This is a genomic window from Mesorhizobium sp. IMUNJ 23033, from assembly GCF_044778005.1.
GTDB classification, from domain to species: Bacteria; Pseudomonadota; Alphaproteobacteria; order Rhizobiales; family Rhizobiaceae; genus Mesorhizobium; species Mesorhizobium amorphae_A.
The window spans coordinates 17,566-41,172 of record NZ_JBJACT010000005.1 but is presented as its reverse complement, the minus strand read 5'-3'; the positions used below and the strand labels follow the sequence as shown (position 1 = coordinate 41,172).

23 protein-coding genes are annotated in these 23,607 nt (G+C 60.9%); 3 read left to right on the top strand and 20 right to left on the bottom strand.

Annotated features, from left to right (window positions below):
• Positions 1 to 3 precede the first annotated feature (3 nt).
• Complete coding sequence (locus ACFX5Q_RS07315) at positions 4 to 753, bottom strand: glycoside hydrolase family 108 protein (protein WP_404276571.1); 750 nt, start codon at positions 751 to 753, stop codon at positions 4 to 6.
• Between the two features lie 114 nt (positions 754 to 867).
• On the opposite strand from ACFX5Q_RS07315, the gene ACFX5Q_RS07310 reads away from it, so the two are divergent.
• Positions 868 to 2,139, top strand: coding sequence for a hypothetical protein (locus tag ACFX5Q_RS07310; protein WP_404276569.1), 1,272 nt, complete (start codon positions 868 to 870; stop codon positions 2,137 to 2,139).
• Between the two features lie 37 nt (positions 2,140 to 2,176).
• On the opposite strand, the gene ACFX5Q_RS07305 is transcribed toward ACFX5Q_RS07310, so the two are convergent.
• Positions 2,177 to 2,479 (bottom strand): hypothetical protein, encoded by a 303-nt coding sequence (locus ACFX5Q_RS07305; protein WP_404276567.1) that lies wholly within the window; start codon positions 2,477 to 2,479, stop codon positions 2,177 to 2,179.
• A 9-nt stretch (positions 2,480 to 2,488) separates the two neighbouring features.
• Entirely contained in the window at positions 2,489 to 4,213 is a 1,725-nt protein-coding gene (locus ACFX5Q_RS07300; RefSeq protein WP_404276565.1) for a hypothetical protein, read from the bottom strand.
• On the opposite strand from ACFX5Q_RS07300, the gene ACFX5Q_RS07295 reads away from it, so the two are divergent.
• Positions 4,203 to 4,424 carry a hypothetical protein gene (locus ACFX5Q_RS07295; RefSeq protein WP_404276563.1) on the top strand — a complete coding sequence of 74 codons (222 nt, stop codon included), beginning with the start codon at positions 4,203 to 4,205 and terminating at the stop codon, positions 4,422 to 4,424. The genes ACFX5Q_RS07300 and ACFX5Q_RS07295 overlap by 11 nt on opposite strands.
• Here the strand turns inward: ACFX5Q_RS07295 and ACFX5Q_RS07290 are convergent.
• A complete protein-coding gene (locus ACFX5Q_RS07290; protein ID WP_404276561.1) occupies positions 4,421 to 7,525 on the bottom strand; it encodes a hypothetical protein in 3,105 nt (1,034 codons plus the stop codon). The genes ACFX5Q_RS07295 and ACFX5Q_RS07290 overlap by 4 nt on opposite strands.
• Between ACFX5Q_RS07290 and ACFX5Q_RS07285 the strand changes: the two genes are divergently transcribed.
• Positions 7,508 to 8,635 (top strand): hypothetical protein, encoded by a 1,128-nt coding sequence (locus tag ACFX5Q_RS07285; protein ID WP_404276559.1) that lies wholly within the window; start codon positions 7,508 to 7,510, stop codon positions 8,633 to 8,635. The two genes, ACFX5Q_RS07290 and ACFX5Q_RS07285, sit on opposite strands and share 18 nt — an antisense overlap.
• Here ACFX5Q_RS07285 and ACFX5Q_RS07280 read toward each other — a convergent pair.
• The 16 genes from ACFX5Q_RS07280 to ACFX5Q_RS07205 all read right to left on the bottom strand — a co-directional run bounded on the left by ACFX5Q_RS07280 (position 8,632) and on the right by ACFX5Q_RS07205 (position 23,560).
• Positions 8,632 to 11,769 (bottom strand): transglycosylase SLT domain-containing protein, encoded by a 3,138-nt coding sequence (locus ACFX5Q_RS07280; RefSeq protein WP_404276557.1) that lies wholly within the window; start codon positions 11,767 to 11,769, stop codon positions 8,632 to 8,634. The two genes, ACFX5Q_RS07285 and ACFX5Q_RS07280, sit on opposite strands and share 4 nt — an antisense overlap.
• Positions 11,769 to 12,266 carry a hypothetical protein gene (locus tag ACFX5Q_RS07275; protein WP_404276555.1) on the bottom strand — a complete coding sequence of 166 codons (498 nt, stop codon included), beginning with the start codon at positions 12,264 to 12,266 and terminating at the stop codon, positions 11,769 to 11,771. Before ACFX5Q_RS07275 ends, ACFX5Q_RS07280 begins: the two co-directional genes overlap by 1 nt.
• Positions 12,248 to 12,607, bottom strand: coding sequence for a hypothetical protein (locus tag ACFX5Q_RS07270; protein ID WP_404276553.1), 360 nt, complete (start codon positions 12,605 to 12,607; stop codon positions 12,248 to 12,250). The genes ACFX5Q_RS07275 and ACFX5Q_RS07270 overlap by 19 nt, the downstream gene beginning before the upstream one ends.
• The gene (locus ACFX5Q_RS07265) at positions 12,607 to 15,327 is read right to left on the bottom strand and encodes a hypothetical protein (protein WP_404276551.1); all 2,721 of its coding nucleotides are present in this window, start codon (positions 15,325 to 15,327) and stop codon (positions 12,607 to 12,609) included. The genes ACFX5Q_RS07270 and ACFX5Q_RS07265 overlap by 1 nt, the downstream gene beginning before the upstream one ends.
• Positions 15,327 to 15,953, bottom strand: coding sequence for a hypothetical protein (locus ACFX5Q_RS07260; RefSeq protein WP_404276549.1), 627 nt, complete (start codon positions 15,951 to 15,953; stop codon positions 15,327 to 15,329). Before ACFX5Q_RS07260 ends, ACFX5Q_RS07265 begins: the two co-directional genes overlap by 1 nt.
• 3 nt (positions 15,954 to 15,956) lie before the next feature.
• Positions 15,957 to 16,385, bottom strand: coding sequence for a hypothetical protein (locus ACFX5Q_RS07255; RefSeq protein WP_404276547.1), 429 nt, complete (start codon positions 16,383 to 16,385; stop codon positions 15,957 to 15,959).
• A 10-nt stretch (positions 16,386 to 16,395) separates the two neighbouring features.
• Positions 16,396 to 16,776, bottom strand: coding sequence for a hypothetical protein (locus ACFX5Q_RS07250; protein WP_404276545.1), 381 nt, complete (start codon positions 16,774 to 16,776; stop codon positions 16,396 to 16,398).
• 59 nt (positions 16,777 to 16,835) lie between these two features.
• The gene (locus tag ACFX5Q_RS07245; RefSeq protein ID WP_404276543.1) at positions 16,836 to 17,111 is read right to left on the bottom strand and encodes a hypothetical protein; all 276 of its coding nucleotides are present in this window, start codon (positions 17,109 to 17,111) and stop codon (positions 16,836 to 16,838) included.
• A gap of 13 nt (positions 17,112 to 17,124) precedes the next feature.
• Entirely contained in the window at positions 17,125 to 17,967 is an 843-nt protein-coding gene (locus ACFX5Q_RS07240) for a phage capsid protein (protein ID WP_352497408.1), read from the bottom strand.
• Positions 17,968 to 18,150: 183 nt separating this feature from the next.
• Complete coding sequence (locus ACFX5Q_RS07235) at positions 18,151 to 19,137, bottom strand: hypothetical protein (protein ID WP_404276541.1); 987 nt, start codon at positions 19,135 to 19,137, stop codon at positions 18,151 to 18,153.
• A complete protein-coding gene (locus ACFX5Q_RS07230) occupies positions 19,127 to 19,393 on the bottom strand; it encodes a hypothetical protein (RefSeq protein ID WP_404276539.1) in 267 nt (88 codons plus the stop codon). The genes ACFX5Q_RS07235 and ACFX5Q_RS07230 overlap by 11 nt, the downstream gene beginning before the upstream one ends.
• 41 nt (positions 19,394 to 19,434) lie before the next feature.
• Positions 19,435 to 21,075: a portal protein gene (locus tag ACFX5Q_RS07225; RefSeq protein ID WP_404276537.1), complete on the bottom strand. Its 1,641-nt coding sequence runs from the start codon at positions 21,073 to 21,075 to the stop codon at positions 19,435 to 19,437.
• Between the two features lie 5 nt (positions 21,076 to 21,080).
• The gene (locus tag ACFX5Q_RS07220) at positions 21,081 to 21,266 is read right to left on the bottom strand and encodes a hypothetical protein (protein ID WP_404276535.1); all 186 of its coding nucleotides are present in this window, start codon (positions 21,264 to 21,266) and stop codon (positions 21,081 to 21,083) included.
• A gap of 41 nt (positions 21,267 to 21,307) precedes the next feature.
• On the bottom strand, positions 21,308 to 21,538 hold the full coding sequence (locus ACFX5Q_RS07215; RefSeq protein ID WP_404276533.1) for a hypothetical protein: 231 nt from the start codon (positions 21,536 to 21,538) through the stop codon (positions 21,308 to 21,310).
• Entirely contained in the window at positions 21,535 to 23,112 is a 1,578-nt protein-coding gene (locus tag ACFX5Q_RS07210; RefSeq protein ID WP_404276531.1) for a terminase large subunit domain-containing protein, read from the bottom strand. Before ACFX5Q_RS07210 ends, ACFX5Q_RS07215 begins: the two co-directional genes overlap by 4 nt.
• Entirely contained in the window at positions 23,096 to 23,560 is a 465-nt protein-coding gene (locus ACFX5Q_RS07205; protein WP_404276529.1) for a terminase small subunit, read from the bottom strand. The genes ACFX5Q_RS07210 and ACFX5Q_RS07205 overlap by 17 nt, the downstream gene beginning before the upstream one ends.
• Positions 23,561 to 23,607 lie beyond the last annotated feature (47 nt).

The following is a 23,607-nucleotide window of genomic DNA, read 5'->3' as shown; positions in this document are numbered from 1 at the left end:
TGTTCAACCTCCAAAGAAGTAGCGAAGGAACGCGGCACCGGCCGCCACGATAAAGGCGACAAGCACGACAAAGCCGTTGCGCGTCTTTGGGATTGATGGCGGTGTCACCGGCTTGTCCGGAACCACGACAACCGTTGCGTCCTTCTGCGGCTGCACGACAACCGGACCAGTTTCCTTGGTGACGACCGTGGGCTGATCGACTGTCGGCGGCGAGATTGGGCTTGGCTTCGCAGGCGTCGGCTGCTGTGCCATGGCGAGGCTCGCGGCGCGAACCGAGGACACGCGGGAATTCCAGCCTTTGCCGAAGGTGCCCCATGTCGAAAGGCGCTTCAGGAAGGCCAGGCGAGCGTCACAGAGCGCATTGACGGTCTGGGCTGCCGGTCTGGCCCCCGCCGCCTTTATGGTCGCTGGGCCTATGCGCCCGTCCTGAATAACGCCGAGAACGCCCTGCAGGTACTTGGCTGCGCGACTTGGGCCTGAGTTGACCGCAAAATCGAAGGTTGCGTAGTCCACTCCATCGGGCAGTTCCGCACCGGCTACAGCGTCCCAATAGAAACGCCTGTAAACCGTCGCCACCTGAGCATCGGTGATATGGCGAAGATCATTCTTCGTCGCGTCCGCCTTCACGTAACGGCGAAAGTTGGCCAGGGTCACACCCTTCATGGTGGCGCCACCGGGATCTGATGGATGATCCGACCAGCCGCCTTCTGACTTTAGAACAAGCGCGAGGGCGCGCGCGAAGTTGCGGTCCATGTGTTGCCTCTTGGGTTGCGGGGATTGTTCCGGGTCCATATCCCGGCAGTTTTCAAGGTTGGCGTTTTCGGGTAGAGAACCCACAAGCGGGCGCGCTGGCGGAGGAATGCAAAAGTGAAGTCTAAAATCGCAGTTTTTTACTTGGCGCGGAGAGCTGAGGGCTCAAATCTCACAGAGGAGGATTTCCTCGCCGTTCAATCCTTCGTTGAGTCCTACCGGCGCCACGATGCGGGAATTCCGCACCATCTCGTCATAATCGCCAAGGGGTACGAAAAAGCCGGCGAATGTGCTGCACTTCGGGCTATCTTGGCCGATACGCCGCATAGCGTTCACGTTGTCAGAGACGACATCGGTATGGACATCCACGCCTACAAACACGCGGCCGAGCACTTCGATTTCTCACACGCATGCTTCATCAACACTTTTACCGAAATCAGGGCTGATCGCTGGCTGGAGAAGCTATACCTCAACCTTTCAAAGCCAGGCGTGGGGATGGTCGGGGCGTCGGGTTCCTTCGAAAGCCTCTATGATTCCTGCAAGGTGCTCGAAAAGGTCAATTGGCTGGTCCAGCAATCGCCCCGATTCGACGCCAATCTTGCGCGGAACTTCCGATGGTGGCTCGGCCTGGTCGCACAACATTGGATTGTTCCATTGCGGTCGCCCTATAATCGCGTCCGCCGCGCCATCGCAGACATCCTCAAGCGCCGTCGACATTGGTCAAGCTATGCACGCGGCTTCGATCGCCACTGGTCTATCGCGACTCTGCACGGCGGACCGCAGCACCAATGGATAACGTTTCCGCGCTTTCCGAATCCGCACATTCGCTCGAATGTGTTCATGCTCTCGAAGGAAGCATTCGGCAAAACAGATATCCCGACCCATCAGAATATCAAGATCGGCTGCTGTGAGTTCGAGAGCGGCGACAGCGGTTTGTCCAGAAATGTTAGGCGCGCGGGGTTTAAGCTTGTCGTGGTAGGAGCAGACGGCAAAGGTTACGAGGTGGCCGAGTGGCCCGCGAGCGGCACTTTTCGGTGTGGCGACCAAAGCAATCTTCTCGCTACAGACAACCAGACACGATCATTTGACGGAATGAGCGCTGGCGAAAAATTGGTCCACAGGTGTTTTGCGTGGGGCGGCTATTCCGAAAACCTTGGCGGCTCGCCAAAAATCCTGGATCTTGAGTTTTCTGCAGATAGACCACTCAATGAAATCGCCTCAATTCCAACCGTCACAACACACCCGGATATGTCGCGTGAGAGCAAAGTCCAGTGGCTGATGCAGATAGGCGACTGCTCTCGCAAAGACGCCGAGGAAATGGCAAACTTTGGAATTGAGACCGAGCAGCGCCGTTTTGAGCGGATGCTCCCTGATTTTCGAGAAGGCTAGAAGCCACGCCACAGTCAGATCTCTTCTACCGCGAAGATTAGCCCTCAAGCAGTATGTCGGCGGGGCCGCAGACATTGGGCCCATAGTTGCGGCCGATCGCCTGCTTGATTAGCGTGATTTCCTCGCTCTTGACCTCGCAATTCGCCGGTTCGTTGTTGATGCGCAGTGCCAGCTTGAAGGCGTTGGCGTTTTCATCGAACGGCATCGGATCGCGGGACGGGATCAGGAGCGCATTCGTTACCACATCCGCAAGTGTAGTATCCGGCGAGTTGGGGTCTTCCGTCATTTTCAACGGCGTGCCCTTGATGGTCAGCAGCGGCTTGGTGAAGTCGATTTTCATGCGTTCTCCTTAAGAATTTACGCCCTTGATTACGGTGAATTGGATGACGATAGCATCTGACAACGAGCCAGCAGTGTTATTGCGGACGTTGATTTGGGCCGAGCCAGCGCCGCACTGGGCATTGAGGGTATAGGCGCCTATCGTGCCGCCGAAGATGTGGTTAAGCACTACTACATCGGACGCACCTATATTCGCATTTGTCCACGTAAACGACACGATGGCACCGGCTGCAAGTGCCGCCGCATTCATGGTGATCTGACCACACATAGTGGCAAGCGCTACAGCTGTGGACTTCGAAGTGGCCTGCGTCACGGAGCCGCCGGCGCCCGTTGCGTAGCCAATGCCACCCGTTGGGCTATTTGATTTTATCGAAGACGAACCTGTAACAGAACCAAGTACTGTTAGTACGCCGGTATTGCTCAACGCCATCAACTGTGCGCCGATGGCTTGGTTCATCCACTGGTGGCCGCTGGTCCCACCTCCGAAGGTTAGGATGTTGGAATTCTGGAACACAGACGGACCCGCCACCGCCGTGCTACCTGCGAACTGAATGCCGAGCGCCGACACGGATCCAGTGCCGCTGACAAAGAAGCCCGGGCTTTCAAAGGCATGATTAGAGAAGGTTGCGCCTGACAGGTCGACGCCGTTCGTCCGGGCTCCCGTCGCCGTCAGGATGTTGGTCGCGGTGCTTTCCGCCCGGAAGTCCGAGTGCGTGACGGCCTTGACACCGTTCAGCCAGGTCGCAAAGCCGTAGGTCCAGTTAATCCCGGAGCCGGTTGCGGAGAATGCCGCCGTGCTGTCAAACCCACCAGCAGCCACGGCGATGAAGCCATATGAGGCTGTGCCGGAACCGAGTGTAGCAGCGGTCGCGCCAACATTGTTGATGTCGACCTCGTTGCCGGTGACGAGATATCCGCCAGCACCGGCATGGCCTTGCACGATGGTGTTGGTGCCGTAGATGCAGGCCGAACTGGCTCCACCGATGACGCTGAACGTTGCCGCGATTTTATATGCGGTCGTCTGGTTGGCGATACCCAGATTTGACGACATCGTGAATTGCGCGCCGATTTCCGGAACGGTCGCGCTCAGAGCCGCGCTGGACTGGTTGACCCAAATGTTCGCGGCCAGCCCGGAACCGGTGAAGGTGTGTGAGACGCCAGCACCGCCCGACATCGAAATGCTGGCTGCCGTGGCGGCGCCGATGTTGGGTGTGACCAGCGTCGGCGTGTCAGCGAAGACCAGCGATCCGGTGCCGGTTACACCGCCCACCATGGACCGAAGATTTGCCGCTGTCGGCGTCGCAACAAAAGCATCAAAGGCAGCCGGGCGCGTGATTGCAGCCCAAGAAACGAGGTCAGCATCAAACGACTGCACAAGCCGCGCAAAGGCGATGTTTGCGGTGCCAATGGTTACTGGATTTTCGGTTGTTACCTGCCACTGCCCCGCACCCACTGTTCCGTCTGTGACCGCAACGTTCGTTCCCTTGGACAAATCGCGGTTGCTGTCCATGTCGCGCGAGCGCATCCACAGGCCGGTTGAGGCAATGTAGATCCCATTCTCTCGCGGGTCGGTCTGGTCCTTCACCAGTACCCGATCATTGGCAGCGGTGAGGCTGCCGTCGATCGTCTGTAAACCACTCAGGGCGATGTTCGCCGTGGTCGCTAGTCGACACGGAGCCTTGTATGCTACGGTTTCGCCATAGCCCGTTACTTGATCAACCGAAGTGGTTGCCATTTTGATAGACTCCGCCGCTAAAAAGAAGGTTGTTGTCCCGGCTCAGCCGGGGTTCTGGCGCGACCCGCGTTGGAGCGGGTTTGGCGTTCTGGTCAGCATGTTGATCCTCGCCGCCGTCGCATTCGCGGTGACGAGCTTCATTGCCGGTGGCGGCAGTGCTGATAAATGCTGGAATAACGGTGGCCGGTCGGACGACACCTACAACTGCTAGTTCGCGACCGCCTGTTTGAGCTGTGGCTTCAGGCCGGCATCGCCGAGGCCGAACCCGCCTTCAATAATCCACCGCCAATAGGGCAGCGTTGCGAACGGCGTCAGGCCGATTGCGCGGTTTATGTCCGCGTCCTTCACGTCGATATCGCCATGCGTTGCCCGCGCTCCAATGCCGAGCATTTGCGCCACATCGGTGCCGAGCTGGAATGATGGACCGAGCAGGGCGCCGAAGGCGTCGCGGTTCGCGTATCGCGAGGCCGGCGCCCGTTGCGTCCTGTCAGGGAAAGCCGCGCCGGCCAGGGCATAGATGCCCGAGCCGCCCAGCTTCTCCCAGGTGTTGTTCACCTCGAAAGCGAGCTGGAAGATGCCGGATTTATCGAGCCCTTCCGCCATCCAGCGGCCGGGGTTGTCGTTCAACGGCCGGTTCGATTCGACTTGCTTCAGATAGAAGGCCAACATTCCCAGCGTCGACATGCCCACCATGCCGGTGATAAACGAGCCAGGCCCTTCCTGAAGCCCGCGCATCAGCACCCTTTGATTTGAGGCCAGGGCGAAGCTTTTGAACTGGAGGAGGGCGCGGCCAGTCGGGGTATGGGCGAACAGCGGCACATCAGCCACCGACTTGGTAACGATGATCGAATCCACATCCTTGTTGACCGCAGCGGCGAAGGCGCGCCGCGCGCCTTCATCGGTCCAGTCGGCAATCCCTGGAATATGGACGTTGCCGTCGACATCGCCGAACTCGGCAAACTGCTTTGAAATCCGTTCGGCCATGTGAGCATCGATGCCGAGGAAGCCCATATATTTCAGTTCGGCCGGGCCGAGCGCTTCATAATCAACCGCGGCGTTTTTCAGCAGTCGGTTTTGCACCAAGACCGAGGCGATGGACTTGTGCATATCGTTCCACCAGGGCAGCAGCGTCATCTTGGAAAAGACGTTCGCGGCGTTGTCGATGAACCGTTCAAAAGGCGAGTGGCTTGCGTACGGGTCAGCAAGTTCGGCCATGGTCGCGAGCCGGCCTTGCAGCGAGCGTTCCGTTACAGCGCCCAAGAGTTTCGCGTCTTCGACCGCCAGCTTGACCGCCTTCAGATTGGTGAGGAGCGGCGCAATCCCTTCGCCCATGTAGCGCGTCATGCCGTGGACCATCGGAGGCCGGGCAGCATCGGACAGCGAGGAAACCACCACGCCGCCGAGCGAGCGCATGAAGTTGAAGACGCCAGCCATGCGCAGCACCCGAGCGTAATTCGTGTGTTGGGTATCGACCTTGTATTGACCGCGCAGCAGATCCCGGACGCCGCCCAGGTCTTCAACGTCGCTCTTCTCGCTCTTGGCGAGCGCCTTCAGAGCCTTCTCACGCGCCTTCGGTTCAAAGTCGGGGTTGGCGTTGATTTCTTCCCGAAGGGTCAGATAGTCGTTCTTCACCCGATCGAGCTGGCTTGCCAGTGTCGGCTTGCCGGCGCCACCTTGGCGTTTGTCCATCTTCGTCAGCTCGACATCGGCTGCCATCACGCGAGCATAGCGCCGGCCGATCAGTTCAATGTCGTGCTCGAGGAATTCTTCAATCAGGCGATCGGGGATGTTGAAGGTGCGTTCCTTCAGAGGCCCACGCGAAGACATCGTCATGTCGTAGGACGGCATCCCCTGATTTGCGCGGCCCGTGAGCTGCGAAAAGATATCGTCAACGATGCCTTTGACATAATCGGCCCGGTCTTCCGGTGACACGAAATCGGGGATTTCCTGCTTCACCTTGGGCATCATCGGTTCGAGCTTGTCGGCCTTCACCTTGAGCCCGTCGATGCTGGCGCGCAGCCGGTCCAGTTCGATCGACTTGGCGGCAAGTTCGGCCAGGATTTCATCATTGGCGCCGCCTTCGGCATCGAGCCGCTTCAGCGCTTCGACGCGCTTCGAAAGCGAGCGTTCCTTCAGCTTCGACTTGAACAGGTCGCGGCGGGTCGTGCCATAGTCGACCACCAGCGCCACGCGCGGCGAGGAGTTGGCGAGATCCTTCACCGCATCAAGTTCGGCTTCCAGCTTTTCGAGCTCTTCGCCGACCGTCTTTGCTTCAGCGCCAGTGATTTTGCTCTCATTGACGATGGCGTCGGTTGTGCGGTCGAACTCTTCAATTTCCTGTTCGAAGCGAGAGATCCGGGAATCGATCCCCGCCGTGTTCTTTTCGGCGCCGGTCACGCGGGCGATAAAGTCGCGAACGTCCTTCACCGAGGCGTTAGGAGCCAGCCCCACGCGGTCCAGCCATTCGGCCGCCACCTTGTCCAGATTATCCAGCGCCGCTGCTGTAGCCTCTTCCTCAGCCGTGCGCAGGGGATTGCCGCCCAGCTCCGAGCGGATCGATTCCATAACCGCCACCGGATCGACATAGCCGGCGCCATCGCTTGGCAGCCCGGCGAAGATTTCATCTTCCGACTGGACGAAGTTGTCGACATCGCCGATTCCGCCCTTCTTGATGAACAGCCCCGGATGCGTCTTGGGCGTGACGCCCATCGCCCGCAATTCGTTGTCAAGCTTCGAGCCGACGCGGATACCGCCCTTTTCCTTGATCAGCGCCAGGACCGGCGAGCGCTCAGCGAAAGCCTGCTTCCTGTTTGCCGACCGTTCGGCCGCGCGAGCCTGCTTGACCGTGTCGACCATGACGGCATTTTCATCGGCACCGCGCAGCATCCGCACCACATCGGCCGGCGCGCGTTCTTTCAACACGTCTTGCCGCGTTTGTTGCAGTTGACCGAGCGCGGCTTTCTTCCGCTCCCGGATGCCTTGCCGATCAGCCAGGCGGCTTTCGATGTTGTCGAGCCGTTCCGAGACTTTGCCGAAGGTTTCGCGCTGCTTCTCGGCATCGACAATCCGATTGCCTACCCTGATTTCGTCGGCCTTGAACTCCAACTGCGCTAGCTGGTCATCGATCCACGGCCGGACGATTTGCTTGAAGCGCTCTTCGCCGGCATTGAGACGCGGAGCGTTCCAAAGGCGGGTCAGATAGGACATTGCCGTCTTGACGTTCACATCGGCCGGCAGCAAGCCCGCCTCGATTGCTTCATCCTTCAGCGGGTCGAAAAGCGTCTTGCGCCAGGATTGCGCCGCCGCCGACACCGCATCGTTTTCGCCGACATCACCACGGCGCATCGCCTTGCTGACAGCCGTTCGAAACTCTTCCGCCGTCATGTCGAAGCCAGGCCTTTGCCGCGCCTTGGCGTAGGTGCCGCGCATGTCTTCCAGCGCTTTGGTCAGGGCGCCACGGTCCCAATACTTGACCGCGCTTTCGACAGCGAGGTTGCCTTCGCCTCTCACGTTCTTTTCGAGGTAGAAGCCGGTTTCGGCCAGATCAGCCATGATCGATCGATGAACAGCCGATGGACTATGAGCCGCCCGCAGCAGCGGGTTGAAACCGGATTGCAGCGCGCCGACTGCCTTGCCGCCCGAGGCGATGCCGTAGTCACCAAGGACAGGCTTTTCGACGGCTTGCGCGCCCATGCCAACGCCTTCCGCATGCGCGGCTATTTCGTCAGGCGTCGGGATATGATCCTGCAGAGCCTTTTCTACCGAGGCGAGGGCGGTTTTCCTTTCGGCATGGGAGAACAGGGCGCCAGCGCCGGCACCGAGAAAGCCACCCAGAACCGCGCCGCTGCCAATTGCCATCGCGCTTTCGGCCAGCGGTCGCGTCTGTTGCGTAGCCTGGAGCGCGACTTCGGACACGCCAGCACCCAGCGCCCCGGCTACTGCTGTCCTCGTGCCAGTCATCAGGGCAGCGCGACCAACGCGGACTCCCGCGACCAGTTCGCCGCCGGGAATAAGCGATGGCACGTCGATAACGCCAGCCAGTCCAGAGGTTGCGGTCCCCAACCAGCCGGCCGCGTCGATCGTGCGCCGATCTTCGGTTTCCATGTCGATCTGAGCCTTCATTGCTTCGAAGGCTGGCGTGTTGAAAACGTTGGCGAACCGGTCCCAATGCTGCGCGTAAGGCGTCGCCTTGATCTTGTCCCACATGAGATCCCCGGTGAAGCCATCCTCACGCGTGGACAGATCGACGCCGGCCAGCTTGTTCGATGCCATCGAGCCAACCGTGTTGTCCTGCCGGAAGCTGGCACCGAGCAGCGTTGCAATGTCTGGCGCGACTTCGGTGTCCTGCGTCGGCTTGTAGTCGACGGCGCCGAACGTGCCGAGGGCAGGGCGGTCTTCGGGATACTGGACAATCGGCATTAGAATTTGCCTCCCGGTCCGCTACGGAACGCCTTACCGGCATTGGGATCACCGCCGCCGCGCGGATTCTGGGGTGGCTGCGCTTCCGGCGGGGCGGCCGGCGCTTCATCTTCGGCACCCTTCGCGCGCACCAGATCGGATTGAACACGGCCGGCGCCGATGGTCGCTTCCGATCCCAGCGCCTTGATGAAATCTTGCGTGTACGGGTCTTCGTTGATCGCCTTGGCCTTCGCGGCGGCAGCGCGGTCAATATCATTGGCCTGATCATTGACGTTGTGGCGGGTCAGGAAGCGCTTCTTCGCGTCTTCCGCGCCCTTGGCGACGCCAATGTTGAGGCTCTTCGGATCGATACCCCACGGCCCGGCAAAAACCTCATCGAACTTGGTCTGCCCGTCTTCGGTGTACTGGTAGAAAAGCCGGTAGCGCGGCGGCCGGTTCATCTCGATATCTGCCCGCGTCGTGGCGTTCGGGATGATGGCGATGTTGTCGACCTTGCGCCCCTCATGGAGCCCGGCGACGTAGTCTTCTGCCGTCTTCATGGCATCGTCGCGCAGATAGTCATACTTGCCGTCGATCGGCGGATAATGCAGCTCAGGCGGCTGGCGCATCAGGTTCGGTGAGCCCGAGATGTTCGAGACGTTCCAGCGGGTTTTCAGCTCAGCCAAGGCTTGCGCCTTCGCCGCGCCAGTGTCGCCGCCGGTATCATAATACTTCTCTTCGGCGATTTCCTTGTATTCGGCCAGAAGCGCGCTGGTCTGAAACGGCATGATGCCGGCGCCGGGCTCAGGCGACAGAAGGCCAGGGTCGAAGGCGTTGGTGACATCGGCCACCGTCAGGTTCTTCGTGAACTTTTCCAGACCAGGCTTCAGAACGTCGCGGTTCACCTTTTGCGCCGGGTCATCCATCGCAAGAATCCGCTGCGACGCCTCTTCGCCGGACAAACCCCGGTCATTCACGAAATGCCGGAAGGCCGCCAGCTTGTCGCGAATGTCGGCCGCGCCATCGACGGCACCGAAAGAGACAGGCGCGACGGTCTGCAGCGCATCGGCTTGCGACATGGCGGCAGCGAAGACGGCCGGGTCTTTCGACGCCGCGCCTTGCCTGACTTGAGCCTGCAGCGTGTCGGGAATGTAGCCGGTCGCCTTGACGAACCCTTGCGTGACAATGGGCTGTTGCTCTTCCGGCGTGACCTTGAGCATCTGGTCATAGGCCTTGTTCGCCGTCGACTTCTGGTCGCTGTCAAAGCTGTTGACCGAGGCCGCAGGGCTTCCGGCCAGGATAGCCGACACCAATGCGCCGACGCCCCCGTCTTCCTTCTGCTTCGAGCGGAACGCCTTCAACTGCTTGGTGATGTCGCCATCGTCCAGCACCGGGTCACTCAGGATCTGGTCTTCGCTGACAATCTTGCCGGTTTCGATGTTGAGGCCCATCGCATCGTCATAGGCCTTGTACTGTGCCTGCTGTTGAACGCGGCTGGCGGTCGCTTCGGTTTGAATGTCCCTCTGCGCCGCCTTGGCGATGGTGTCGCGGGACACATAGTCCATATCGGCGAAGCGGCGATCTACTTTGAAGCCGGCGCCGCCACGTTGCCCGAGCGGTTCAGCCTTGCCCGCCATATGCGCGGCGATGGCATCGCGCGCCCAGGTCGGAACGCTGTCCGAGTGATGCGAGGCGCCCCAGGCACGGCGCGAACCGATGTCGAGATGCAGGGAGTTGGCATAGACGCCGATCCCGGTGAAGCCGAGAGAGGAAGCGGTCTGGATAAGCCGGACACGCTCTTCGTTCGAAAGCTTGCTGACATCGAGGTCAAGCGCGTTGCCGTGCATGTGTTCGGACTTGCGAGCGCCGCCGGCCTTGGCGTTGCGCACCGGATCACGAAACCCCGAGACGATCGGCACCGAGGCGCCGAACGCGTCCTGCACCTGCTTGAAGCGCGACATGACCACGCTGTTGACGCCGGCAACGTCAGGACTTCCTACGCGGCCTTGCCCGGCAGCGTCGCCGATGATGATGGGCTGTTCTTTGCCTCGCGGCACGGTCTGGCCTTCAGCGCCGCCCTTGGTCCGAGCCAGAACCTTTTTGTAATAGTCGGCCGATTCTTGCGGGATCACTGCATCATTGCGACCGCTGGCCAGCCACCTGTCGGCGCGCACCGCACCGCCATTGTAGGCAATGAGCGCGGCTTCGGTATCGCCATCGTAGCGGGCCAGCATCTTGTTGAAATAGTACGTGCCGTACTTCTCAGAGACGGCCGGGTCTTTCAGATATTCCTCTTGCGCCTCAGGCGTGCGCGGGAAGTTCGGATCTTGGATTTCCTGTGCAATCTCGACCGCCGTGTCGGGCAGAACTTGCATCTCGCCGATAGCGCCCTTGCTCGATACCGCGTTCGGATCGCCGCCGCTTTCAACGCCCTTCATGGAGTTGATGATATCGTCTTCCCCCGGAGCCTCGCCGAGAGCCCGGAGCCTATCGGCCGGCTTCATGCCGTTGAGGGCGGCAAGCTGTGCCTTGGCCTTCCAGCCACGGCGCAGCGCGTCCTTTTCGATCGGGTTCACGTCTTCGTCGGGGATGGAGTCGATGTAGTTGTCACCCTCAAAGACTGCATCATCGAACTTCGACGGGTCGCTATAGAGCCGGCTTTCAATAGCCGTCAGGCCTTCATCGACACTGGTCTTGTAATAGGCCTTACGCTGCTTGCGTTCGAAATCGGACGCGCCGCCTTCGCCGTTGATGAGAGATTCTTCCGTGCTGAAGAGCTTCGCGTCATAGACGGGCTTGAGCGCCGCCGGCACGGTCGTCATGAATTCCTTGGCCGCTTCCTTGTAAGCGCCCTGGTATTGCTCCTTGAACCCGAATGCGCCCGGTTCGGCCTTGTCGCCGGCAGCGGTCAGCGCTTGCGCCTGTGCCGACTTGAATTGCTGGTAGCGGCTTTCCGTGTCGAAGAGCTGGGTCTTGTCGACCGTCTCTTTCGCCTGCGTTTCCTTGACCTTGAGACTGTTCGACATCGACTGCAGGCCGGCGCCGAGCTGCGCCACGCCCCGACCAATGGCCGAGGTGTCATAGGTCGCAATCGGTCGACCGGAGCGCCCGCTGACCGGGTTGCTCAGATCCTCCGCACCGGGCAGTTTCAGAGCCATCAGTAATAGATCCCCGAAGCCGGGCCGGCATAAGCAGGCTGGTTCCAGTCCTTCGCGAAGGAGCCTATGCCATCCATCAGCGTGCCAGCCGCGCCGAAGTAGGAGCCGGTTTGAGCGGCCTTGCCTTCCATGCGAGAGGCGGCGGCTTGCGCCCGGCGACCCTTCGCCCGCTCTTCGCCGCCGTAGCGGATCATGCCTTCGTTGACCGCGCCCTGCGTGATGACATCGCCGGCCAGGTCTTGCACCGTTTCATCGAGTGCGCCGAGACCAGAGGCGCCCGCCACAGCCTGTTGACGGGACAGGACGAAGTCCTTCTCCTTCTTCGAGCGATCCGCTTCACGTTGAGCCGCGGCCTTCTCTTCCTTGGCCTGCTGATCAAGCTGCGCGGCCTGATAGTCGGCTGCACTCTTCGACGCCGCGCCGGCCGCAAGCGTTCCGACCGCCGAAACGCCGGTACCGACGAGACCGAGGATTGTGCTTAGTCCGAGGTCTGCCATGTCCACATATCCCCATCGTCAGGCGTGAAACCAAGCCGCGAGAGCCATTTCGCCGAGGTCTTTTCGTCGGGGTCGCAGAGCGCGATAATGCGCCTGTGCCGCGCCTTCGCGTCGTTGAGCAGGGAAAGCGCCGTCCGGTGGATGGCATGACGGTAGGGCCGCGCCTCATCCTTGAGAGAGCAGAACGCAATGACGTTGCCGCCCGAAAACCAGAAGCCGGCGACCGCCACCAGCTTGCCATCCACCAGGCCGGCGATGCCGCGCACCGTTGGCCCGTTGCCCTCGTCGCCATACCATTCGGTAAGATGCTCCCGCGTGAGCGGAACGACTTCGTGAGCCATCAGACTTTGTCGTTTGTCTCGACTGTGACCACGGCAGCATTCAGCACGCAGGGCTTCGGCGCCGTGGCGCGGATGCAAAGGCGGCTGTCCGGCTTCCACTCACCGGGGAACGCCGTGGCTGCCTCTTCGTAGTCTTCGAACATCTCATCGGCCGTGACAGGCCTGCCCTGGTAGAGCCGTGGCAGCCTGTCCATGTTGATGAAATCGCGGCCGACTTCGATGCCGTCATTGTGGACGCGGCCCATGATCAGGCCGACATAGTTCACGCGCTTGATTTGGCTGAGAGCCGTGCCCGCCGCAGCGGCATAGGCCAGTTTGGTCGACTTGTAGAGCGCGACATAAGGCAGGCCCACCATGACATCAGCGGCGGTCACAGCGCTCGACAGCGTGATTGCGCCGGCCGACACCGTATAGGCGCCGAGATACTTCCCGGCGCCCCAGGCGACCACGCTTAGGCCGTTCAGATGCGAAAGGCCGGTCACAGACGTTCCCGTCACCGCAGGGATGACGACAAAGCTGTCAGCCATCCTGTTCATCGTGCCGCCCAGGCATTCCGATTCCATCGCCATCTTTTCCAGATAGCGGACCGTCGCGGCGCTGACTGTGCGGCGAACCCGATAGAAGACTTGATCCTCATCTTCACCCGGCAGGACCGAGACGCCTTCAATGAAGCCGGCGCCGCCCGCAGTGAGCCTGGACCAGCACGTCACGTCTTCGGATGGCTCATAGGTCAGCAGCACGACAGACCCATCATCGAGCCAGAAATGAGCTCGCGTGTCGGGCTGGCGCTGGGTTGCCATCCCGACAACCTTGGCAGAGCCGGTCAGATCCGGGCAGAGAAGCGTTAGATCACGCGGCGCATATTCGTAGGTGTTCGGGTCAAAGATCAGTTCGAAGAGCCGCTTCCCCGAGCGCTGCGCAAAGATGCCGCGACCGTCGATTTTGACCGCTGCCACGCCTGCCCGAGAGCCTTGTGTTGACGGCGTCCCGGCTTGCGCATTTTGTGGCGTCAGCGGTTCATCGAACGAGGTCGACTTGATGGAGAACTCAGCGCCAGGCGTGCCGATGATCGGCCGGCTGAGTGAGAGCATGAAGTTGATGGCGTCGACCGGCCCCGACCCCAAGGTGCGGTTGATCGGCCCAGCATCGCCTTCAAAGTCAGGATCGAAGTTCTCGTAATCGTCGGTGACCGAGAAGATGAAGCGCGACTTGCCAGCCCATCCGAGCCGGCCCTTATCAAAGGCTACGGCGCCCGGCCAGCCCTGTCGATCGGACCAGATTCCTTCCTGCCAATTGTCGGTGTACTCGGTGGTGTTGAAGCGATCCAGCACTTCAATTTCGACTTGGGTTGCCGAGGTGAACGCGATAACCCGGCAGATGCCGTATCCGCCGCCACCATCATAGTCGACGGTTACCGTTGCCGTGCCGGACGTATAGTCACCATCCTCAAAGCCTAGCTTGTAGTAAACGATGGCGTTGTTGTCATCGTCATCGTTCTGAGTTGAACCGAGGTTGGTGGTAATCGGGACCGTGGAGGACGATTGCTCGTAGGGGAAATCCTTAAAGCCACTGTCCGGGCCGTCGAAAGACCGCTTCCACCTGAGCGTGCCGGACCAGGTGCCGGAAACGGTATAGAACCAGTTCCGATCATCGTAATTGGACGTCACGACGCCGGTCACCCGAAGAGGATCGGTGAATGCGCCGCCGGCACCAAGTTTGTAGGATTGGTCGACACCTTCGTTGAACAGGCGAAACAGAGCGCCGACATGGGTCGACTTGAAGAACGGCAGATCGGAAGTCAGCGAGGTGTTGCCGTTGGTGGCGGCCACCTTGAGCTTCACCTTGGCTGATCGCGTGCCGAAAAATGGCCCATTCTCGGGACGATAGAGCACAACCGACCAGCTATCGACCGCTCGCCGCTCGATGCGCCGTTGCTGAAAGCCCGCGCACGCCAAAAAGAGAACGTCCGCTGACTGGTCCCAGCGAACAAACGGCAGGTCTGCGGCGGCGTAGGGGATATCCAGTTCCATCGTGCCAGCCGAAGCGACTTGGCAAGAGGCAACAATCTTGTTGATGTCCAGATCCGATTGAAACTGGATATAGAAGTCGCCGGTCGGCGTGAAGGCGAGACTATGAGCGCCAGTGCGCAGCGTCGTTTCGCCGATATACTCATCGCCGCCCGAGGTGGAGCCGCAGCGGAAGGTCACCGGGCCACGCGTCACCGAGATGTTGAGCGCATGGCGAACCCCGATGTTGCCGCCGGAAACAGTGATCTGGCGTCGACAAACGGCGAGGCCGCCAACATTCACGGCGTTGAGGACCAAGCCAGCGGCGCCGAAACCAAGCGCGCCGCCATTGGTCGACGCGTCTGTCCAGCTCGCCGAGGTGGCAAAATTGCTGTTCGATATCGTGGTGGTGACCGACGCGCGGGAGACCAGCACATCATTGACGCGAACGCGCATCTTGCCGTCGGCCATTTCGATCAGGGCAGTGTCGGTTGTCGATGCAACGAACGGGATATCGATCCCGAAGGCGTTGTTTCGACTGGCGCCGAGGTAGCCGAAGCCTGGACGAAGGAACATCGAGCCCGCCGTCTTCGGCAGCCAGTTTTCCATCACCTCCGCAGACAGCCGGATGCGATCGACATCAACCCGCGTCAGCGCAGAGCTGGAGACCAGCCCCCGGTTGAAGGCCAGCAGAGGCGCATTGGTTTTCGCCATCAGCGAAGCCCGTCAGGCCTACGGCGAGAAGAGGAGCCACGGCTTTGGACAAGCCGGCCAGGAGGCGGATACCGCGTCACGGCCTCGTTCATGGCGTCGGTGTTCGATGCCTTGTATTTGGCCTTATCCCGCGCCTTTTCGAGCTTGTCTTTTCGATCGGACGAGCCCGTCACTTCCTCGCACGTTGCCCAGGCAAGACAGGTCTCGACATAATCGACAAAGGTTTGCGGCCACAGGCCGAGATCCAGTCCATAGTCCTGATCATTCGAGACGTAGCGAAGGTAGATGACTGAATTGTCGGCAAGCAGCCAGTTTGCCCGGTCGTCATAGTCGAGCAGCGGCACCTTGCCATAGGGGTCTGTGGTCACACCAGCAGTGCGCAGCCAGTCGTCCGGCTTGTCGAACACGTACCGGTAGCCGAAATCCCCCGTCGCCGACTGCGTCGCCTCCATCTGGACGAACCGCATGGCGAAATTCCAGAATGCCGCCTCGAGACAGGCCTTCACGGTCTTCGCATATTCGGCATCGAGCGCACGGCGCGCTTTCCCCTCATCCGAGAGGGCGGCAAGGCGCGGCTGACCGAGCTTGATCAGGGCGCCGTTGTAGAGGGAAAGCTGGTCCGTCATGGACTAGGCCGCCTTGAGGTTTTCCGCGATCCAGGCGAGGCCGGCTTCCTTCGAATCCAGCATTTCGGCCAGGACGGTCTTGTCCTTGGTGCGAATGACCCGCCAGCCGCCATTCGGGCCGCCCCAGCGCACTTCATGGTCCGCAGGCTTAGCAAGCGTCGCTTCGTTGGTGAGGTTCACAGGGCCGTGCGTATAGGCCACGCGAGCCCCGCCAGTGGCCCCCTTGCCGACTTCGAGGACCATGACTTCGCCGAACCACGCCTTGTCGAAGCCGACCACTTCAATTCGATCGTCAGCGCGGAGCTGTGGGCCGACATGGACCCAGAAGCCAGGGTCAAGAAGGTCTTCCGGCTTGGTATTCGCGTAGAGCGCTACCCGGTAGACGTTGCGCTTGCTTTCGGCCAGCAGCAGGCCATTGACGTTTAGAGGCATGTTAGCTCCTTCAGGTGAAATTGCCGGTGGCGATGACCGAAACCCCCGCAGCCGTGGTGACTTTCCAGGCACCGGCTAGAGAGCGCAGGTTGAGCAGAAGCGTGTATGTGCCGACACCGCCGCCAGGGCTGTTCGGGAGGACGGTAATTGCCGAGCCGGCACCATCCTTGATCTGCACTTGAGCTGTTGCAGCAGTCGCCACCACACAGACCAGCGAGGCAAGCACGTCGCCGATTGCGCCGGTCGTTCCCATCACTTGGTCAGTCTGAGACGCAGCGACAGTTTCAAATTCGCCGTTCGCGGAAATCTTGCCATCCGGGTCGACAAGGATCACCGGCGACACTTTGGTTGCACCGGGGTCACCGGCTACAATAGGAAGAGCTTCGGCCATCGCCGGTTCCTTTCAATCCAAAGAGAAAGGCGGGAGCCGAAGCCCCCGCCGTTGACGCCTTAGTCGGTGTCGGTAGTGCCGACAGCGAGACCGTCGGTCAGGTCGACGCCCGAGGACGTGGCCGAATTGACGGTATGGATGGTCGTGGCGTTCGAGCTATCCGTGTCAGTGACAAAGACGATGTCATTGGCACGCATGCCGAGCTGCCAGCCGTTCGTGAAGTAGCCGGCAACGCGGACCAGCGTGGCCGCGTCAACGGACTCGTACTTCCAGATACGGAAGCCAGCGATGCCCTGAGTGATCAGGACCGGAGGGTTGCTAGTCGAGTAAGCCATTTTTCAGCCCTCCTTAGACGCCGACGATGGCAGAGCCATCATGGTTCATGACAACAACGCCGCTGTTCTGCAGCAGCTTCGAACCCATGAAGGCGGAGGCGCGAGCCCAGGAATAACCCTGCTCTTCGTCATAGCCGACCTTGGATTCGAGGTTTTCGGTATCGGCCGCGTGGCCGATAGCGGACCGGTGGTAGAGGAACGCCTTTTCGGCGTTCGTACCGACACCCGGAAGGGTCGGATGCACCAGCCAGTTGACGCCCGCCCAGCGCATGACGCGCTTGATGGGACCGCCGGCAAGCGGCTGCACATCGACGTAATCGCGAGACGTGAAAGTCGCGTCGCGCATGAAGTACGTCAGCATTGCGGGAGTGATGAGCCCCCACATGTTTTCGATCTCCTGAATTGGCACGGATGCCAGACCCAGGATGCCGATTGCCTTGGTGACCAGGGTAAGCGAGCCGGTCACAGCGGCGCCGGTGTCAACGGTGCCGTTCGCCAGTTCGGTGATGATGTCCGCGTCTACCTTGCGGTTCATGACCTTGAGCGAAGTGTCCTGCATGATGCGCTTCTGATCGCCCTGCGAAGCGAAGATGTTGAAGTCGGTCTTGCGCACCAGGTCGTGCCATTCCACCAGCGTTGCGGTGTTCTGGGTCAGGTTGTCGCCACGTGCCGTGATCAGGCCGTTGACGCCGCGCGTCCGAGCTTCCGCGCCGCCACTGTCGGCCACGAGGAAGATTGCTTCGTTGCCCTTGCGCACGAACTCGGTCGTGACAGACATGCGCAGCGGGCTTTCACCGGCTTCGAAGCCGGCGATATACTCTTGGCGATACTGTTTCTGGAATGCCGTGTCGGCCATGGTCCAGATTCCTTCTATGGAGGGATCGGGAGCCGTAGGCAGGTTGTCCGCAGGCCAGGGTCGCGGGTTGTCCGGGATTAACCGGAGCCGCTAGACCGCCCTTCGGCGCTGACTTCGTGCTGGTTTTGGTAGAGCCGCTATCGACGGAGCCGCGTGGCGGGTTGGCCGTCTTCGAGCGGGATATCAGGCCTTGAGCTTGTCGCGGGCCGTGATCAGTTGGCGATAGCGCTCCTGCGCTTTCGTGTCCTTGTGCCAGGCGGCGCGGTCTTCTTTCATCCGCTTTTCCATCGTGGCAATTTCGGTATGCAGGCCTTCCGCCGACGAGCCGCCGGCCGGGACAATCGTTGCCATCGGGTTTTCGGCGACCGCCTTTGCGGCGAAGAACCTCAACACGTCAGGGTGATTGCCGATTTTCCGACCGTCAGCCATCCGGCCGCCCATCAGATTGGTGAACAGTTCGGGGTTCACGCTCTCGAAATAGGGCCGCATCGCTGCGAAGTTGCCGGCATAGTCGCCGCCCCATTCCTTTTTCAGGTCAGCCTCAGCTTCCTTCTTGAAGGCCGCGTCAGCCGTCGCTTGCTGGAATTGCTGTTCTTCCTGCAGCGCATAGTATTCATCGACCATTTCGGCCATGTCGGTCGGGGCAATCCCCTTCTTGATGGCGCGTTCAGCGAAGGCTGCGACAACCGGCTTGTCATCATCGCCGATCACCCGCTTGTCAGGCAGGACGATGGCCTTGACGAAATCATCGACGGCTTCGGGAATATTGTTCTGCTTGCGGTAGGCAGCCCATTCTTCGGCCGTGGCCTTTTCGCCCGGCTTGCCCTTCGGCTTCAGCCCTTCGGAAATCTTGCGCTGTGCTTCCTCTTGCGCCACGAGCAGGGCTTCAGGCGACGCGAACCGCTTGAGCATGGCGAGCTTCTTTTCATCGCCCTTCGCCAGCTTGTCGCGCCAGTCCTTGCCCCAAGGCCCTTCCTCTTCGGCAGGAGGTTCCTTGCCGGGTTCAGGAGCTGCCGCTGGCGCCGCCGCCGCAGGGGCAGGGGAGGCAGCAGGAGCGGGTTTCCCCGTTTCGGCAGTCACAGCAGCGGGAGCAGGCGCGCCCGCTTCAGCAGCACCAGGCGCGGGGTTTTCGGCCGAAGCCGCGCCCGCTGCCAGAGTGTCATCGGCCATCAGTGGTTCCTTTCGGTTTCGTCAGCAAATGGATTGGCGTGTTGACCAGCTTCAGGATCTGGTTTCCGACGTTGCGCCGGCCGGTCAGGTGATGACCGACATCAGGCTGCCCAGGGACAAACACTTCTTCGTAGGTCATCGCCGCCTTGTGCACGATCCAGGCGATTGCTCGCTTCTGTTGCCCTTCCGAGGCATTGCCGGCAGCGACCGCCTTGATGGCTTCGACATCGAGGTCATCGTAGGGAGCAGGCGCCATCGGGTTGGACCTTGCAGGCCCTCCACGCGCTGGGTGTTGCGTCATGCGGCTTGCGCACCCTGCAGAGCCCGAACCATCGGAGCGGCTTTGCCCGCAGCCTCAGCGACCCCGCCGACAGTCGCCGCGGCGTTTTCTGCCTGTGCGGTTGCTGCCATCTGTTCAGCGGCAGCCTGAAGCATCTTGTCGTTGTTGATCCACTCTTCCGGCCAGCCAGTGCGGCGCAGGAGGTCTTTCGCAATCGCCATCGGGTTCGGCAGCTTGGCAACCATCGGGTCGAGCGCAGCGGCTTCCTTGATGACGCCCATGCCTTCGATGAGCTTCTGTTGCATGCCCTCATCTTCAAGGTCTTTGATCGGCGACTTGAAGGAGAACTCGACACCGGAGCCTTTGAGCGAATCCGGGATCTCATGCGCCGGGAAAGCGCCCAGCGAGCGCATCACCTTGAACGTCTCGGAGCAGAGCGGTTCGGAGTATTCGATTTCGACCGGCTCAAACATCGGGATGTGAGCCCGCATCTGTTGTTCGATGACCTTGCGCACTTGGTAGGCGGTCATGTTCGACGTGTCGGGAATGGCCACCTTGTCGGTCATCATGCCCATGCGGATCGTCATATCGAGACGGTCGGACATGCTCTGACCGGCAGGCAGGCCGGAATAGTCCATCGGCAGAGGCCGCAGCGCTTCGCCCAGGCGCTCATCATACTCGCGATCGAGCCAGGTAATGCCGCCGGCACCGAGGCCGATATCCGAGCGGACGACATCCATGGTGGCAATCATCGGCGGGTCGATCGCCTTTTCACCGGCTTCGAGCAGGATACGTTCGATTGCCTGTTGCGTCCGGCTGTCAGGGAGAATGATCGAGGTGAACACCGAGCGGGCATATTGCGAGCCCGAGACAGTAGGACCGCGTGGCACGATGTAGCCGCGATACGTGCGGCCGATGTTTTCGAGAACTTCGCCTTCGCAGTCGGGCAGCACCCACAGCGAAATGAACTCTTGATCGGCCCGGACCGGGATGCCGGTATCGTACGAAGCGGCAGGCACCACGACATGACGCGCAGAGATTTTCTTGTACGGGTCTTTCTCGGCATCCCGCGTCAGCGCCGCAGGCACCTTGCCAGGGAATAGCTGCATGAGCTGGGTAATCGTCGGCTTGCAATTGCGGTGCACGTCAGAGACGGCGCCGGCATAGTCTTCCGACCACGCGCAATCGCGCAGATGCCAGTTGCGATAGAACAGGTTGCGACGGTCAGTCGTCGGCGTCACTTCGATGACAGCCTGCCCAAAGGTCAGGTGATCATGATCCCCGGCTTCAGTTGCCCGAGTGAAGCCGGCGCCGTTCCGATACATGACGGCACGCTGCATAGTCGTGGCGTATTCCAGCCATGCACGTGCATCTGGCACCTTGTTGCGGGCATCATCGAGTGATTTTACCTCAAAGAAGTCCGAAGGCCGCAGCATCGTTCGGTAGAGGTCCGCCATGTCGCGACGGTAGATGGCAGCGCGCGACGAGAACGAACCCGCCGCATAGTCAGAGCCGATATTGAGCGGCCCGGTGAAATCGGCGCGGTCATAGTAGAAATGTTCCGCCAGCTCCTGCCAATGCGACAGCAGCGGCGTCTTCTCGCTGAAAAGACGGTTGCCGTTGTCGACTATCGTTTGGACGGCGGCCGAGGTCTGCATGTGACCTATGCCCCGAGCTTGCCGACGCTGCCGGTTAGATTGTCCGACATGATGGTGGAGTCGCGACCACCACGAGCCCGCATCTCTGCCATCTGCCGACGCTTCTCAGCCAGGACAGCAGGGTCTTGTGCGTCGGGCATGCGGGTAGTGTCTTCGACCTTGGGAGCCTTGGTCTTGAACAGGTTTGCCATGGTCTTGGTCCTTTCAGACAGGGTGAGGGGAGGGACGAGCCCTAGTTGTTCAACTCGTAGGCCAGGCCCTTGGCATCGAGCGCCCGGCCCTTGAGGCCGTACAGGACCGTGACAGTGCCGGCGCCACGTTCAGACCGCAGCACGCCGAACGTCGCCCCATCGAATGCCTTGGCGGCCAGTGCGAGCGAATCTTCCGCCTGCTTTTCGGTGATCAGGCCGCGCGTCTTGCCCTTCGCCGGCCGAGGAACCTTGATCGTGTCTTCGAACGTCATCGCCTGCCTACCTTCTGTTTGGAGTAGCCGACTTTGACTTGCGGCAGTCGGCCGCCGAGTGCCGCGTCATGCATCTTGCGGATTGCAAGCTTCGAGCCTTCGGACCAAGACATGATGGTTGCGTCGCCACGGTCAGGAGAGCGGCCGAGCCGGACCTTGATTGCTTCCTTCTCTTCAATCTGGACCTTGGCCGTTCCGACTGGCTTCCAGCGGACGGCGATCAGATCGGCGAGCAGCAGCGGGTCAGGTGGCAGAGCAATCGGCGAACCGCCTTCTTGCGACGGGTCCAGCGCCTCACGGAACCGCCAATGCGCTTCGGCTCGCTTGTTGAGAAAGTGCCACTGCCCATCGGCAGACTTGGCCGTTGAAGTGTGGGAGGCATTGTAGCCAGAGACCGCGACACCGTTGTCCTTCAGGAAGGTGACAGCACCACCGCCATATCCGCCCCCGACATCGACAATGACGCCGGCACCGTCCCGACGAACACCGAAAACCATGGCGCCAATGCTTGGCCCGTCAGGTGTTTCCCTGCCAGGCTTCACCACCAGCGGTGCGAACCATGTCCCGTATCGTGGTGCTATCGTGGAATCGTCAGCGCCACCTTGCGCCACGTCGACACCCAGCGCCGTCATCTGCAGGCCCTTGAACCCGTCTGGCTTCCACCGAGCTTGAGCAGCTTTGACCCATTCGCCCGGCAGGAGTTGCCATTCGTCATCGGCGCGGCCGGCCTGGAAATCGCCATAGAGCAGTTGCGACCGCAGCGGTTCAGGCAGGCTTTGGAGCTTCGCCTTGTAGTCCGTGTCCCTCAGGTATGGATTATCATCGAGGCTTGCCGGGATGAAAGTCCGTGACATCGCCTCGTATTCTTCGCCGCCGCGCTCATAGATGCCCGGACCGTCGACCCATCCGGTGATGCCGCCGACCACAATGGCCCAGCGCAGTTCACCAGGCATCGCGCGGTTGGGATAGTTCGGATCAAGCCACGGCGCGAACTCTTCAATGAGCCAGAGCCCGTCACCACCGCGCGGAGGATTGGAACCGAGGATGACGCGGCACCGCTGGCCTTCTCGTGTCGACCGCAGCCAGCCAATCAGCGAGAAGACTTGCTCCCGAAGGAATTCGCCGGCCTCATCGAATGCGAGGTAATCCCGAGCGTTGCCGGCATACTTGCGCCAGTCATCAGGCTGTTTCAGACCAGCGAACTTCAGCCGGCCGCCATTCTTGAGGCGCCAGACGTTTTCATTGCCGCCGACGAACTCACCATGCCCGGCCAGGATCTCCCGAGAGAACTCAATCAGGCCGTCGAGCTGCGTTGCCTCACGGCGCAGGATCAGGCTTGAGAAATGTTCGTTGGCCGCAGCGCCGACTTCCAGTGCCGACTTGCCGCCACCGGCCTGCCCACCATACAGCAGGATATCGGCAAGGCTTTGCAGCGCGGCGGTTTGCGGCCCAGGGTTAGGCAGGAAGGGCTTGTCCAGTTCGGCAGCGACTTCCGATACCAGTTCGGCCCGGTCTTCCGGCGACAGCTTCGCAATGATGGCTTCGAGCGATCGAAGATCAATCGCGCTGTCCATCAACCTCTTTCATGCCCTTCGCGAGGATCAGCGCCACGGCCTTTGCGAGCTTGCGCGGCGAGTGGTCAGCCGGCATCAGGTCTTTGCCGTCCTTGCCGGTCAGTTCGGCCTTGTCGACCAGCAGGCCGTGAAGCTTGGCCTTGCCCATCGTTGCCGAGACCGCTGCAGAGGCGCCTTTGTCGTCGGCCATGGCCTTGAGGCGCGCCTCTTCTAGCTCTTCGGTCAGCGTGCCGACCGACACCATGAGTAATGCGCGGGCTTCTGCCTGCAGCTCCTTGACCCTTGCTGAAACCTTGCTATCCGCCAGCAGGCGCGAAGCGTTCGACCAAACCGTCTCTGGCTTCGTGTCGGCACCGACATCATGGGACTGGCGATAGGCCTTGGAGCCGTTCCCTGTCTCGACATACGCGACCGCGAATGCCTCCTGCTTGGCGGTTAGTTCGGGCATGTTGCCCCCGTTCTGTATTGGTGCTTTGTTGCCCGCCTCATTGAGGG